Here is a 15,978-nt window from a genome sequence, read left to right as displayed (position 1 = left end):
TTGACTATTAGACAACAGGACTTAAAACAAAGGCGTAGAGTCACTACTATCTGGCATTAAGCCGTTTAATAATAAAACATCTAAATGCTGTTGCTGCAATTTTTTATCGAAGTCATTCACTTCAGCTATCAGCATTCTCTCGATGCGCTTGTCACTGGCAAAAACACTCAAGCGTGCACAGATGACCGCCAGTTGATAAATACGCTTTTTACAATAGCCATCCAAACCTTGTAATAACCTCACCATATATGGGGTTTCAAGACTGGCATACTCATAATCCGAAACCACTTGCTGACCCAGCGCGGTGACGCCATAACTGATAGACAAGTGTGCGCAAAAATAACAACTGAATAAATAGCCGACCACATGCCCGATATAATAGCCACGATCATAGGTAAAGCTACTGACACCAAAGTGACCGAGTACATAGCTGTTGAGACTGCCTTGATCCCGAATTGGTTTGCCATTTTTTAATTTACCGACAGTAGCAAAGCACAGTGGGTTTCGTCCATCTTGAGTGGTCAGCTGCCACCCTGCTGGCTGCTGCGCTGGCATGTGACGCACGATATCTTCGATGATATCATCGACCACATGCAACTGCTGCCAAAGACGTTCCAGTCCATCTGTATCCATGAGACCGCGCTTATCGAGCTGCTGCGCGAGTAGATATTGCTGATACTCTACGAACTGCGATTTGAGCGTTTGTACCAAATAAGTGGGACGTACGGTAGCAGAGGCCATATACAATAACCGAGTGCGCTCATGCTGGGCATGATACAGCGCCACACGCAGCTCAGCAATACTGCTTTCGGTGGGTGTAGCAGACGCGGTATCGTCCCCATCTTTTATCTCTCCGGCGACTTCTTCAACACTTGATAAAGTAAAGAGTGCCAACAACGCCGCTTTGTCAGGTGTCTCAGCGACATGGTTTTTTGGCACATTTTCTATAAAGTGTTGGCTATCGTGAGCCGTGACTTTGGCATTGTTTTTGCCAGAATTATTTGATTTTTTGGCAGACGCAACAGAGCCTTTTTGGCTATCGGCTTGTGCGCTTGGCTTTGCGGTCGGTTCAGTCATAACATACCATCAGCAGCAAAAATAAACATCTTCTAGACCATACTATATGACTGTTACACAGTAAAATATAGTGCGCTAAAAAAACGCTTGTGCCTAGATGACTCGTTACTCCATAGTACCTGAACACAAGCACATTGTCAGCTGGGTATCAGCAAAATACTATCGTCAGATCAATATAAAAAAAAGACAGTAGCACAGGTATAAGCTAGGCGATGTTTTGTTTTTGATACTGCTGGCGGTAGGCTTTTGGCGATACGCCGTACACGCGCTTGAATGCCTGACTGAAAGTTGAGTCTGAGGCATAACCGACCAGCTCACTGATACGACTGATACTGTTTTGCTGTAATCGTAAATACCGCGCCGCCAAACGCAAGCGGTAATCAATGAGATACGTCAGGGGTGGCATGCCAACGGTGTCTTTGAAACGCTGCGCAAAGCTTGAGCGCGACATGCCTGCTGTCTCAGCGAGCTTATGAATCGTCCAATTTTTATTGGGTGCCTCGTGCATCGCAGCGAGTGCCTTGGTCAAAAACGGATCTTTCATGGCTTTTAGCCAGCTTTCTGTGGCTTCGGGCAGACTTTCAATGTAGACACGCAAACTCTCAATCATCATAATACTTGCCCAATGATTGATAATGGCGGTTTTTCCCATGCGCTCACGCTCAGATTCTAGCGTCAGCAGCTTAATCTCTACATCAATGACCTCAAACCGAGCATCCGACTTCTCATTGATTTCAGGTAATATGGAGGGTAGCACAGACAATAGAGGGCGAATCATCTCTTTATCATACTTGCATTCAATCAATATCAAAGACGAATTGGCATCACCATTGCCATCAATATCAAGCGTACGCTCTTTACAATCAGTCAGTAACTCATCTATCGGTTTGGCATCATCGCCATTATGATTTAGCGCATAACTGACATGTTTGTGCACATTGGGGATCATAATCATGTCGCCCGCATGTGCCTGACGCAAACCATTACCAACATCAATACAAAAACTACCAGACATTACCAAGTAAAATAAAATAGTGTCTTTTCTCGTAAGGGAATAGGACCAATTCCCAGCACCATTCAAACGATAATACTTGGTATCAAACAAATGCACGTTCTGCAACAATACGCTTAATGCGTCCATCCCTCACTTCCTCAACAATACAAATTCAGTAGTCGCTTATCTTGAAAAAACAAACACACCTACCTACTGCAACCTTAAACTTACCTAATGTATTTGATATACTTTTGGCTGATTAAATCATTCCTGCTTTTATAATGAGCAACCAATTTCTTAATGACGATCATTTCTTAATAATTAAAATTTCTTAAGGAGTATATGGTGTCGAACCTTTATAAATAGGCACGACTGCTAGGGTGTGTCCTCAATTCAATCGGTTATCCTCTAAATGGGCTAAAAATGGCTAAATTTTGCCAAACATCGTCAAATAGCTTATCAATATCTCGATATTATTTGCGCTACTTTGCTTGTTTGACGGCAATTTATCTCATTATTGTTCTTATATTGGCACCATTTTTGAAATGAAAACACGCCCTAGAATAAATTTTAGCAACGCTTATCGGCAACGCTTGTCAGGAATGGCATAGTTAGTAAAAAACTATTTAGCAGTACGTGGTAACCGTTAGACAAAAAGCTGATAGAAAAGCCCCTATCAAGAGTAAGGTATCAAAAAGGCCAACCAAAAGGCAAATAAATAAATATCCAATAAGTTTATATTTATGAATGTAAGTCATTCAATATAAAAATAATCAGACAGACACACAAAAATGCCAAAATTGGCAGATACTATTGTTCATATAAGATATATATAAGGTTTTTATAACAAGAGATGTATAGATATTAAGGAAGGTAGTATAAATAAAATGGGGCGACTGATGGGACTCGAACCCACGACAACCGAGATCACAACCCGGGGCTCTACCAACTGAGCTACAACCGCCATAACTACTGCCAAGGACTGGCAAAACATGCAGGCTAAATGGTGCGCCTGGCAGGATTCGAACCTGCGGCCACCTCCTTAGAAGGGAGATGCTCTATCCAGCTGAGCTACAGGCGCTCTTAGAGGACTTTTATATATCAAATCTAGTCTCAAGTTTATCAGAAACTAAACCATTATACATAAAAAAAAGCCTGTAAGGCTCTTAAAATAGATGGTCGGAGTGATAGGATTCGAACCTACGACCCTCTGGTCCCAAACCAGATGCGCTACCAAACTGCGCCACACTCCGAAATTCTCTATTATCACGATAGTTTGTCGATTAATTTGTTATTGGTCAAGCCGCTAACTCATTAATGTTCCTCGCTATCGAGGTGCACATATTAAGGGGAAAAGCCGATTGTGTCAACACCTATTTTTGATTAATTTAAAATAATTGCCAAATCGTTTTAAAAACAAGCATTTTAAAAACTAGCACTTTAAAATAAGCATTTTAAAAACAGGCACCTTTTATAGAAAGGCTGGGACGAAAAGTGCTACCCACTATTTGGGCTATCGCCGATAGCGTGATTATACTACATTCAATTCTCTAAGCAAGCCACTGTTTATTGTGCCAGTCATAACATTAAACGGTACAAGCCAAAGCTGAGCGTGCTTTGGCTCATTATCAGCGTTGTTGGCACTCTCAGTTTGTTGTATCAGTGCTATTGGCGGCCTCTCGTCATCTTGTACCGGATAGACCAACCAAACCTGCCCTGCTTGGTAGGCTTGTGCATAACTGGTCAACTGATAAGCGTCGCTGGCACTGATAGCAGCAGCATGAGACAGATGCTTCCATTTAATATCAATGACATGACTGTATCTGCCTGATACGTAAGGGCCACCCAGCATCGATGTAGTATGCGGATAGTGATGGCTATCATCGTCTGTCGCTGCTTTATATATGAGTAAATCAGGACGTATGGACAAGCGCGCCTGCCCTTGTGTATCGCTAAGCCAAACCCGTTGCGTTTGGTACAGTGGACGATATTTGCCACTTACTTGCGTAAACATCGATGCGATGCGCTGACTTGCCCATTGCTCAAACGCCTGATTCATATCAATCAGCAGACATAAGCGCAGTTGGGTTGAGTTTTGTTTAAATGATTTTTGTGGATCGATACTATGACCCGTTGCAGCAGTTGATTGGCGCAGTAGCCAATAAGCCATGTCTACTAATTGCTGGGCTACTTGCCGTTTTTGCGCTTGCAGTGGTTGAATCGCTAACTGACGCTTTGCTTGATGATAAATCGCGTCTAATTGCTGCATCTCATGATGCGTGAGCGTCGGCACTTGCTGCCACGCTTGTAACGATTTGGGAGAAATCAATTCAGGCAATAAGGGCGTCAATAAAGTCAGCGCTTTTTTAATCAACCGATTGCCCAGCATGTCTTGACTGAGAATACTGCTCTCACAGAAAAACTTATGTGGCTGCATGCAGTTATAGCGAAGTTGTTCTTTGATGAGCAGGCGGCCTTGTAGCGCTGCTTGGTTGCGGATTTGCGGTTGATAATGTTTGGTCGGCTGATGATGATTCAAGCGCTGCAAAAACTGCCTGAGTAGCCAATCTGACAATGGTAATGTGGGCGCTGTGGCTATTGTTAGCGATGTCAGCTGATGACTGAATTGACCTAAGTTTTTGGTATTGGGCAGTTTGTTATGTTCATTGTCATGACTATTGATGAGATCTGACAGCATATGTTGCACCCATTGACGGGTTTGTTCTAGATCGCTGTTTTGATTGAGCTTGTGAGAATGCCGTTGCGGCTGCGAATGAGTGCTTTCATCACGAGCGATTGGCTTTGGCAATATCTCAAGCGTTATGCCACTAGGCAGTAAAATGACGCCAATATAATGGCCAATCTTTAGTTGCCACTGTCGTTGCTTTCGTTTGATGGTAAACACGGCAAATTCTTGCGCCATTAGCCAATGAAAATCAGAGACGTGCACAAAATCAGGTGCTGTTAAACGTTGATGCTCAAATACAGTGATTACCTTAGCAGCAGGCGCGGTCGTATAAATACTATTTGCACGATTGGTCATATTACTTGGATTTTTTTCATCGCTATTCATCACCGTTTAATACCCTTATCGATACAAACGCTGATAGACAGAAGGTTCAGCAAACGCGCCAGTCTTGTTAAGGAGATCGCTATTAATTCGATAGCTGCCTGTACTCATAGATGGGTCAAAAAATGGATTCTGTCCTGACAACATCGAGTTGTGCATTGCGGTATGAGGCTGATTGTGCAGCTGATTATTTGAGTCATTATCCAATAGTGCTTGGCTGTCTTGAATAAATTGAGCGCTGAGTGGCTGCTGCTCATCTTTAAAAATATACTGCAACATGGCAAGCTGACCACCAGCCGCTTGCGCCAATTGCGGAATAATCTGTTCAATCAGCACCAATTGTAGTTGCTCAAGATTATTGACTGACCATAAAAACGCATGACCCAACTGCACATCCGCGCCTAGCATTTGGGTAATACGGTGATTGAGTCCCATCAATAATTTGGCCAAATCTATCGTCTCTGTTGTATCGTCAGCTTCTGATTCTGTACTAAGACTGATAATAGGTAATAGCTCGGGCTGCGGTGAACACTCAATAAAGCGAAAACGACGCCGCAACGCCATATCTAAGGGTGCCAAAGAATGGTCTTGGGTATTCATAGTCGCATAAATATCGACATTGGCAGGAACACTAAAAGGCCGACCAGAATACGCCAAATTTACCGTCATCGTGTTTGCCATGCCAGCCCGTTTGTCTGGCTCAATCAAACTCAATAACTCGCCAAATACTCGGGAAACATTGGCACGATTGATCTCGTCAATCAGCATCGCATAACGCTGTTCAGGATCGCGGGCAGCGCGCTGACACAATGTTAAAAATGCGCCGTTTTGAATGGCATAGCTCATCTGCGACGGACTGTTATTTGTCTCGCTATTATTTGCCTGCCTATGATTAGCGTGACCATTGCTGGCATGAGTAGCAGCTGCCATAACCGGACGAATCCCTTCCACAAACTCTTCATAGCCATACGCTTGATGAAAGCTGACCATACTAAAGCGCTGCTGGCTAAATCCTTGCGTCTGACCAGCATTATTATCATGCTGCGCCTGCTGAAACTCGGTCAACTGCTGCATTAATTCACTCAATAGCGGTAGGCTTTCGGGTAATAAATACCATGCCCCAGTATTGTCCTTATCAAAATAAGCTTGGCTGGCGCGATTTTTGGAAATGACCGTTGTTGAATCGGTAGGACTGTGTGTTTGTAGTACTGCCCACGCCGTATTGCTCAAATGATTCTCACGTGCATTTTGCGCAGCTTTTGTGACAAAAAACTCATGACTGACCATTTCAGGTACTTTGACCAACTCTTGTTTTTTGGCCTGAAAATCCAAAAATATCAAACACACAACTTCGCGCCAGCTCAACGTTTGCAACAGCTGTCCCAGAAAATCCTCGTCGTTAGTTTTAGGCAAATAATCGGTATACGCTTTAGCGATTTGTAGCAATTGATAGGTTTTACCCGTACCCGCGACACCGGTATAAATGATATTGATCGGCTTGTGATGAAACATATCAGGCATAGCATTATCCAGCAGTAATTATTCAGCAATAACAATCGCATGAGAAATAAATAAGGCACGCTAAATTATAAGCGCAGCAGTTCATCATAATAACAGTAGTAACCCATCCGTTGATGTACCATAGTTAAACTAGCTGCTAGGATAAAGCACATGAGGTTATCCATATATCGCATACATTTTAGTAAACCAGCGCCAGCAAAAAACGCCTGTTACTTTTAGCTATAGTTGGGCCCACGTAAAATAGCGTCAACAAAACTGTTACCAGTTACGCATCTTAATATCGTGTATCCATCTTATTTGGTATCGACCATATCAAGTCACCAATCTTGTAAATCCCATTTCATTCAAGGAATTTTGTATGTCAGGACTCTTAAAAAAACTGCCGATCAAACTGGCTAAAAAATCGCCAACCAAAGTGGCTGACAACACAAGATCGCCAGTCGCAAAACCAAGCACTACGCTAAAGCCCATCAGCAATCAATTCACCAAGCTGTTATCTGTCACTAAATATTTGCCTGCCAGTGCCCGCTCAAGCATCTTATCCAAAGCTTTTGGCAAAGTAGTGCCTTACGTGGGCACGACGGGCGTGTATTATGAAACGGTCGAACCCAACCAAGTGGTGGTCAGTTTAAACAACAGCAAAACGGTGCAAAATCATATCGGTTCTATCCATGCCGTTGCCATTACGTTACTGGCTGAGACAGCGACAGGTTTTATTTTGGGTCTAAACTTGCCCTCTGATCGCGTGCTACTGATTAAATCTTATTCGGTTAATTTTTATCGCCCCATCAACAAAGGCCAAGTGGCCGCCATTGCAAGCTTATCTGATGAGCAGCGTTTAGATATTTTAAATACCCCAAAAGGCGAGATGGTCATTCCTTGCGTCATTGATGACCGTGACTCTGATAGTGAGCGCGCTCCTATTGTGGTAGAGATGACGTGGGCGTGGATACCGAAATCTGAATTAGAGGCGCGTCGTCAAGGCAAAGCCAGCAGAAAATCTACTGACGCCAATCTTGATATAGTCGATTCTAAATAAAACAGATACACGACATTATGATCCGAGACTGGCACAAATTTTTCTGGCTTGCTGTGCCTTCGCAGCTCGATGCTGCGAAACTTCTCATTTAAAGATAAGCACTCCAGTCCCGCTATGTCGTTTTTATACTGAACTCACTATAATGACAGTGGCTCTGAAACTGAACAAACCAAATAAACCCAGAGCCGCTCACGCATTCATTCAGCGATTAAACCATTTACAGTGCTTAAACCTTTGTGATTAACCAATAATAGCGTCATCTGTCAGAGTACTTTCTTTGGTCACTCGTAACACTTCTTCTAATGTCGTCCGCCCCTCGATTACCTTGCGTAAACCATCAGCACGAATCGACGGCGTCTGCTGGCGGGCGTACTCTTCTAGCTCATATTCGGCAGTATTACTATGAATCATGCGCCGTAAAGTGTCATCAATAGGCACCACCTCATAGATCGCTGTACGCCCTTTAAACCCTGATTGATTACACTTATCACAGCCGACTGGCTTGGGTAATTGAATAGCGTTACCTGTCCCCTTCTCAGCCCCTAACGCGATACCAATCTCCGTAAACAATTTGGCTTGTTCGCTATCAGCCGCTTGCCAGCTATGACAATGCGAGCATAGCGTTCGTACCAAACGCTGCGCCACCACACCAATGAGCGACGACGACAATAAAAACGGCTCAACGCCCATGTCTTGTAAGCGAGTGACCGCACCAATAGCGGTATTAGTATGCAACGTTGACAACACCAAGTGTCCTGTTAAAGATGCTTGGACGGCAATTTCGGCCGTTTCTAAATCACGAATTTCCCCCACCATCACCACATCTGGATCTTGACGCAACATTGCCCGCAAGCTTTTGGCAAAGGTCATCTCAACTTTGTTATTGACCTGCGTTTGGCCAATGCCATCAAGCTGAAACTCAATCGGATCTTCGGCCGTCAAGATATTGCGGGTTTGATCGTTTAAGTCCGTCAATGCCGAATACAGCGTGGTGGTCTTACCAGAGCCGGTCGGCCCTGTCACCAAAATAATGCCATGTGGGCGATGAATCAAACGCTTAAGCTCACTATAATCATTATCAGACAGCCCCAAATAAGTCATGTTCAATCGACCTGCTTGCTTGTCTAATAAACGCATGACGACTCGCTCACCAAAGCTTGAAGGCAATGTCGATACCCGCACATCGACCTCACGCCCCGCCAATCTTAAACTAATACGCCCATCTTGCGGCACGCGTTTTTCGGCGATATCCAATTTGGCCATGACCTTGATACGCGACACCAAAAGGGGTGCTAACTGGCGTTTTGGCGTGATGATTTCTTTCAACTCGCCATCGACGCGAAAACGGACGACCAATCGCTTTTCAAACGTTTCGATATGGATGTCTGACGCACTTAAACGTATCGCTTCGGACAAAAGCGCATTAATCAGACGAATGATGGGTGCGTCATCTTGTTGATCCATCAAGTCCTCAGTTTCAGGCACACTATCGGCCAAACTATCAAGGTCAGGATGATCTTCAAGACCTGCGGCGATGTGCTGTGATTCGCCCGTGTTACCAGCATAAGCGGCATTCATGCGTCTTTCAAAGTCATCGGAATTGACGCTTTCATAGGTCGGTACAGCACGCACGCCTTGCTGCTGCAAAAAGCGCACTGCCTCATTAATCGCTGATAATGGTGTGGCTTTGGTCAGCACCAAAGTCGGTGGCAGCTCAGGATCAATCGCAAGTATGACCAAAATTTGATGGCGTTTCGCAAAACTGTACGGCAATTGCAGCATAAAGACGGCCTGATAAATGAAGATAACGTCAAAAAGAGAATCATGACCAAGCGATATACAAGCAGAGCAAATGCATTGTGCTTGGCTGGCTAGCTCAAAAAAGAGTACAAGTAAGATTGCACGAGTTTGTTATAATAGCATTTTGTTTTAGACACGTATTATTTTATGTGGCTGGCGTTTTTTGCATAGCACCACTCGCCTATTTTTACAGTATATATAGCCAATGCCACATACGATTTCTTATTTTGCTGACAGTACGCTATGATTGTCTATCTCGCTTTTTTAATATTACTCAGACAGCCCATTATCTTTTTTATCCACCTTGCTCGCTTGCTATTAGGATTTTCAGTTATGTCAGAGAACGCCAGCACTACTACTCATCCGACACCACTTTTACAAGATACTTTTACCGTAGGCAGCCGCACCTTTTCATCGCGACTGTTGGTGGGTACGGGCAAATACAAGGATATGACTGAAACTGGCGAAGCCATTGCAGCTTCAGGAGCAGAGATTGTCACGGTCGCCATTCGTCGTACCAATATTGGCCAAAATCGCAATGAGCCCAATTTGCTTGATGTCATTTCTCCTGATAAATACACTATATTGCCCAATACAGCTGGCTGTTTTGACGCAGAAACTGCGATTCGTACCTGCAAGCTTGCTCGCGAGCTATTGGGTGGACACAATTTGGTTAAGCTTGAAGTATTGGGTGATGAAAAAACCCTTTATCCCAATGTGACTGAAACCTTAAAAGCAGCTCAAGTATTGATTGATGATGGCTTTGAAGTCATGGTTTATACCTCAGATGATCCTATCGTCGCCCAAGAGTTAGAGAGCATGGGCTGCGTCGCAATTATGCCACTTGGCAGCTTGATTGGTTCAGGTCTCGGTGTGCTCAATCGTCACACGCTCAGCTTAATCATTGAAAATGCCAACGTACCCGTATTGGTGGATGCTGGCGTTGGTACTGCTTCGGATGCAGCGATTGCCATGGAGCTTGGTTGTGATGGTGTCCTGATGAATTCAGCGATTGCCAATGCCCAAAACCCAGTCATGATGGCACACGCAATGAAACATGGCGTTTGGGCAGGCCGTGAGGCATTTTTGGCAGGTCGTATGCCGATGCGCAAGATGGCCACGGCCAGCTCACCGCAAACTGGCTACTTTTTTCAGTAGATTTATGTCGCTATGGCACTCAACAATAAAATAATAAGAAAAAATCTGAACTGACTATAAAAGGATTTATTATGCGACTTCTCACAGCAGTCGACCAGTTGTTTTTACTTCTGGAGACGCGCAAACAGCCCATGCATGTCGGAGGCTTGTTTTTATTTGAGTTGCCAGAGGCGGCAGAGAGCGATTTTGTCTATCAGCTGGTTAAGCAAATGCAAGACTCTGACGTACCGCCAAGCTTTCCTTTTAATCAAGTTCTAGAACATTTGATATTTTGGAAAAAAGACAAAAACTTTGATGTCGAACATCACTTTCATCATGTGGCTTTGCCCAATCCTGCACGGGTTCGTGAACTACTGATGTACATCTCAAGAGAGCATGGGCGTCTGTTAGATCGCGCCATGCCTTTGTGGGAATGTCACGTGATTGAAGGCATTGAACCAGAAACTGACAATAGCCCTGAGCGTTTTGCCTTATATTTTAAGATTCATCACTCTTTGGTTGATGGCATTGCTGCCATGCGCCTCGTACAAAAATCCTTATCACAGTCACCAAATGAGCCAGTCACGTTGCCCGTCTGGTCATTAATGACGCGCCATCGTAATCATGTCAATGCCATCCTGCCTGCTGAAAGGTCTGTCAGGCGCATCATTAAAGAGCAAATATCTACCATCAAACCTGTGTTCACAGAATTGCTGGATAATTTCAAAAATTATGGTGATGATGGGTACGTCGGTACTTTTGATGCGCCAATGAGTATTTTGAATAAGCGCATTTCAGCATCACGGCGGATAGCAGCACAGTCTTATGACATACAGCGCTTTAACGATATCGCCGAAAGACTAAAAATCAGCAAAAATGATGTGGTGCTGGCGGTTTGTGGTGGTGCGATTCGTCGTTATTTATTATCAATGGACGCGCTACCTAGCAAGCCATTGATTGCTTTTGTACCGATGTCGCTGCGTACTGACAATAGTATATCGGGCAATCAGTTGTCCTTTGTATTGGCCAATTTGGGCACGCATTTAGACAGCCCATTACGTAGGATCGAATTGATTCATCGTAGTATGAATAATGGTAAGCGCCGATTTCGCCGGATGAACCAAGCACAAGTCATCAACTACAGCGTGATCGCTTACGCTTGGGAAGGTATCAACTTAGCCACTGGCTTATTCCCTAAAAAACAAGCCTTTAACCTGATTATTTCTAACGTTCCTGGCTCCGAAAAGCCGCTTTATTGGAATGGTGCACGCTTGCAGTCCTTGTACCCTGCCTCTATCGTGTTCAATGGGCAAGCGATGAATATAACCTTAGCCAGTTATTTGGATAAGATTGAGTTTTGTATTACCGCTTGTAGTAAAGCACTGCCACATGTACAAGATATGCTGATGCTGATAGAAGAAGAGCTAACGCTATTAGAAAAGACCAGTAAAGAGCTGGCATTTCAAGGTATAACTGTTGAAGATAAATGCGCTAAAAAAACAAAAAAGCTGACTCCATAATGGAACCAGCTTTTTAATATTAACGCTTTTTAATATTGGCGCTTCTAAAAACTAATGCTTATATAGCATCGCCCCATGACGGTACAACTACTTGCATCAATGGTTTCAGTAATTTGACATTACAGGCAAAGATAGAGCCTGAAGTCATAGAGTTATGTGCGCCAGTATGATCAACCACCACACCCCGTGCTTCGGTCACGATAAGCTCACCCGCTGCGATATCCCAAGGCTTAATAGACATCTCAAAATAACCGTCAAAACGACCTGCCGCCACATAGCATAAATCAAGTGCCGCTGAGCCTAAACGACGAACTTGACCGCCCGCTTCAGAAATCTTTTGTAAGCTTTCAAAATGCTGCTTGGCATAAGAAATAACTTCACCATTACGTTTACGCTCAAGCGGATGACCAGTAGTAAATAAACCACCGTCAATGGTTTTGCGTTCGCTCACATTGATACGGCGTTGGTTTAAACGTGCGCCTTTACCACGACTAGCAGAGAACATCTCATCACGAACTGGATCATAGATCACGCCATGTTGGGTCACGCCTTTATGCTGTACAGCGATAGAGACACAAAACTGCGGCACACCATGAACGAAGTTTTTGGTGCCATCTAGCGGATCGATAATCCAGCACCAGTCAGCATCTTCGCCGCGGCCTTCTTGCATACCAAACTCTTCACCCAAGTACGAGTGGTTTGGATAGCTGGCTTTGAGTGTCTCAATAGTGAGCTCTTCACTAAAACGATCAATACGCGTGACCAATCCATCAAGCCCTTTAGACTCGATATCTAGTTCAATTTTGTGGCGGTTTTGATGCGCATATAAAATCTCTTTACCAACTTTTTCAGCAGTACGCGCTGCGATGACGACCATGGGTTCCATAAATAACCTATTTGCTTGATGAATGAATATAAAAAATACTAAGACAGAATCTGTGCCCACAGCATGCCAATTCGCCGCTGTATCACATCGTACCTAACACACACTATATCTATGCGGTTCAAAATATGCGATTAAAAAACGTGCTGCTTAACAACGACAACCGCATTATACTAAAATTGTTCAATATAGTCCGTACCAAAAAATCGAAAAACCATTACGCTCACCAAACCAATTCTCATTTTGGTGGCCATCACACTGCACAAGTTGTAAAAAAGTCAGCACCTACGGCTAGCAGGCGTTTGTTCTATTTATCGATCTATAGTCAGTTCAGGATAAAAAATTCAGCAAAAATAGCACTCTGCTGGGATAAATTTTGCTTGCTTGCTGTGCCTACGCCGACAGAGGCTACTAAAAATTTATCCCAGCAGCGCTGTAGCATTTGTAAAATGAATTGACTATATTATGTATAAAGCTTTTATCTATTTAAATCAGTATTTTATGTCCATAAACACGGTATACTTTTAAACATATGACTTACGACAGTAGCTGCTGAAGCTGTGTGACCACACCATTGACGTCTAAACCACAATCCGCCATTTGCTCGGCTTGCGAACCATGCGCGATAAAGCGATCAGAAATACCAATATTACAGATGGCTGGACGATTGCGTTTAAAAGCGACCGACTCATTGAGCAAATACTCATTCACCGCACTGCCCGCGCCGCCCATAATCATATGCTCTTCTAAGGTCGCAATATGAGTAATGCCTTGCACCAATAGTCTCTCTAACAACGCAGAGTCTAAAGGCTTCACCCAACGCATATTGACGACATGTACCTGACAATCTAATGCTTCGTCACTGGTTAAGCGTTCTGCGGCTTGCTGAGCAGTTGCAACCATCGTACCAAATGCCAATAGTACAAGCTTTTTGGGAGCGGCCTCGTTGCCTAAAACTGACTCTACGATTGCCTCACCGATGTTGTACATTTGCGCGGGCTGCTCAATCACAGCACCTGTCCCAACACCTCGTGGATAACGTACAGCCGTGCACCCTTGATACTCATAGCAGGTATTGAGCAAATGGTAACACTCGTTTTCATCTTTTGGTGCGGCAATCAGCATATTAGGCACACAGCGCAAAAACGCAAAGTCAAATACGCCCGCATGCGTCGCGCCATCTTCACCCACCAACCCTGCGCGATCGATGGCAAACATCACATCAAGGTTTTGCAAAGCCACATCGTGAATCAGCTGGTCATAACCGCGCTGCAAAAACGTCGAATAAATCGCCACAATCGGCTTAACACCTTGCGTCGCCATGCCAGCGGCTAGCGTGACCGCATGTTGTTCGGCGATCGCCACATCAAAGAAGCGCTCTGGAAAACGACGAGCAAAGTCGATCATCCCTGAGCCTTCTTCCATAGCAGGTGTAATCGCGAGTAGCTCGTCGCTCACAGACGCTTTATCGCATAAGAACTGCCCGAACACTTGTGAGAATTTTAAGGCAGGTTTGGCACTTGGCTGTGATTCTTCTGCGGCTATGTTCTGGATTTCACGCTGAATTTCTGCTGGCAACTTACTGATTGCATGATAGCCGACTGGATCCAGCTCAGCAGGCGCAAAGCCTTTACCTTTAGTCGTATAAATATGGATTAAAACAGGGCCTTTGATTTGCTTGGCCAGTGACAATACGCGCAATAGCTCAGGGATATTGTGACCATCAAATGGACCAAAATAAGTAAAACCAATCGCTTTAAATATATTGTCTTCTAGCTGCGGCACATCGCGCATCTCTTTATGACGTTTGCGGCGATCGAACGTTTGCATATCAGGACGCTGACATAGGATCGGCTCACCTGTATCAGAGATATCCACCTGATACCCTGACTCCCAAAGCATCGCCAAGTGCCGCGAAAAGCCACCGATAGAACATGATATCGACATATCATTGTCATTTAAAATCACCAACAGGTCAGCATCTTGCTGTACTGCGTCGTTCATAGCCTCAAATGCCATACCACCGGTCATTGCGCCATCACCAATAATGCAAGCAACCGTTTGCGCCCGACCTTGATAACGCAGCGCAAGACTCATGCCCAAACCCGCTGATATTGAGGTCGATGAATGACCAACCCCAAAAGTATCATAAACAGATTCTGCTCGCTCAGGAAAGGCGGTCAAGCCATCTTTTGAGCGAATAGTACCAATCTGGTCACGGCGACCAGTTAATACTTTATGAGCATACGCTTGATGACCCACATCCCAGACGATCTGGTCGTTTGGGGTGTCCAATAAATAATGTAGGGCAATGGTCAATTCGACCACACCCAAATTGGCACCGAAATGCCCACCGCTTTGGCCTGCTGAATACAATAAAAACAAGCGCAGCTCATCGGCTAAGGTAATCAACTGAGCGCTTGTTAATGTGTTCAGATCAGTTGGCGCAGTGATACTATCAAGCAAAGGCGTCTGAGGACGCGCGCGTGGAATCGTCGTATACGTCTGCTGTAAATTCGACAGCTGGGCAGCAGAATCGGAGACTGACGCAGATATGGAATGAGACTGTGGGGAGGAATGAGGTGACTGCTGCATAAACCGTAAAATACCTACCAATCTGCTGACAAAATGTTATTTTAGAGCGTGACGCTTCAATGCCGAGGGTGAATATTATGCCTTATTATCGTGCATCAATATCGAATGTTAGTGACGACATAGTAATGTAAGGACATAGACTTGTCACTGTATCCGTCAAAATAGTATGGCATAATAGCATTTTTTTTTAATTATCGCTTTAATCATCGTGCGTCGTTTGTGAACTTTGTGTGTTTTTATTATAAAGACAATCGGCATACTCCCCCTATGTATGAACAGGTTATACTGGTAACATTCTAACTCTAATAACGTGTCTGAGATCACATAACTCATTTAAAATGG

General features: G+C 44.2%; 10 protein-coding genes and 3 tRNA genes. 3 read left to right on the top strand and 10 right to left on the bottom strand.

Annotation, left to right across the window (positions count from 1 at the left end; translation table 11 throughout):
* Positions 1-21: 21 nt before the first annotated feature.
* From JMY02_RS10740 to JMY02_RS10710, 7 genes are all read right to left on the bottom strand, one after another.
* Positions 22-1,077 (bottom strand): hypothetical protein, encoded by a 1,056-nt coding sequence (locus JMY02_RS10740; RefSeq protein WP_201598048.1) that lies wholly within the window; start codon positions 1,075-1,077, stop codon positions 22-24.
* A 205-nt stretch (positions 1,078-1,282) separates the two neighbouring features.
* Positions 1,283-2,218 (bottom strand): AraC family transcriptional regulator, encoded by a 936-nt coding sequence (locus tag JMY02_RS10735; protein WP_201598045.1) that lies wholly within the window; start codon positions 2,216-2,218, stop codon positions 1,283-1,285.
* 741 nt (positions 2,219-2,959) lie between these two features.
* Positions 2,960-3,035: transfer RNA gene (locus tag JMY02_RS10730), tRNA-His, on the bottom strand.
* Positions 3,036-3,075: 40 nt separating this feature from the next.
* A tRNA-Arg gene (locus tag JMY02_RS10725) sits at positions 3,076-3,152 on the bottom strand.
* Between the two features lie 95 nt (positions 3,153-3,247).
* Positions 3,248-3,324, bottom strand: a tRNA-Pro gene (locus JMY02_RS10720).
* A 278-nt stretch (positions 3,325-3,602) separates the two neighbouring features.
* Positions 3,603-5,144: an McrC family protein gene (locus tag JMY02_RS10715; RefSeq protein ID WP_201598042.1), complete on the bottom strand. Its 1,542-nt coding sequence runs from the start codon at positions 5,142-5,144 to the stop codon at positions 3,603-3,605.
* Positions 5,145-5,159: 15 nt separating this feature from the next.
* A complete protein-coding gene (locus tag JMY02_RS10710; protein ID WP_201598039.1) occupies positions 5,160-6,662 on the bottom strand; it encodes an McrB family protein in 1,503 nt (500 codons plus the stop codon).
* A gap of 358 nt (positions 6,663-7,020) precedes the next feature.
* On the opposite strand from JMY02_RS10710, the gene JMY02_RS10705 reads away from it, so the two are divergent.
* Positions 7,021-7,701, top strand: coding sequence for a DUF4442 domain-containing protein (locus tag JMY02_RS10705; protein ID WP_201598035.1), 681 nt, complete (start codon positions 7,021-7,023; stop codon positions 7,699-7,701).
* Between the two features lie 240 nt (positions 7,702-7,941).
* Here the strand turns inward: JMY02_RS10705 and gspE are convergent, their stop codons facing one another.
* Positions 7,942-9,483 carry a type II secretion system ATPase GspE gene (gene gspE, locus JMY02_RS10700; RefSeq protein WP_201598033.1) on the bottom strand — a complete coding sequence of 514 codons (1,542 nt, stop codon included), beginning with the start codon at positions 9,481-9,483 and terminating at the stop codon, positions 7,942-7,944.
* A 351-nt stretch (positions 9,484-9,834) separates the two neighbouring features.
* On the opposite strand from gspE, the gene JMY02_RS10695 reads away from it, so the two are divergent.
* A complete protein-coding gene (locus tag JMY02_RS10695; protein ID WP_201598025.1) occupies positions 9,835-10,659 on the top strand; it encodes a thiazole synthase in 825 nt (274 codons plus the stop codon).
* 71 nt (positions 10,660-10,730) lie between these two features.
* Complete coding sequence (locus tag JMY02_RS10690) at positions 10,731-12,158, top strand: WS/DGAT/MGAT family O-acyltransferase (RefSeq protein ID WP_201598023.1); 1,428 nt, start codon at positions 10,731-10,733, stop codon at positions 12,156-12,158.
* Positions 12,159-12,216: 58 nt separating this feature from the next.
* Here JMY02_RS10690 and JMY02_RS10685 read toward each other — a convergent pair whose 3' ends face one another.
* The gene (locus tag JMY02_RS10685; protein WP_201598022.1) at positions 12,217-13,044 is read right to left on the bottom strand and encodes an inositol monophosphatase family protein; all 828 of its coding nucleotides are present in this window, start codon (positions 13,042-13,044) and stop codon (positions 12,217-12,219) included.
* Between the two features lie 534 nt (positions 13,045-13,578).
* Positions 13,579-15,636, bottom strand: a complete 2,058-nt coding sequence (gene dxs / locus JMY02_RS10680; RefSeq protein WP_201598020.1) for a 1-deoxy-D-xylulose-5-phosphate synthase — start codon at positions 15,634-15,636, stop codon at positions 13,579-13,581.
* Between the last annotated feature and the right edge of the window lie 342 nt (positions 15,637-15,978).

Origin of the sequence: Psychrobacter vallis, from assembly GCF_904846715.1 — a bacterium.
GTDB classification, from domain to species: domain Bacteria; phylum Pseudomonadota; class Gammaproteobacteria; order Pseudomonadales; family Moraxellaceae; genus Psychrobacter; species Psychrobacter vallis.
This window is presented reverse-complemented; position numbering and strand designations above follow the sequence as displayed.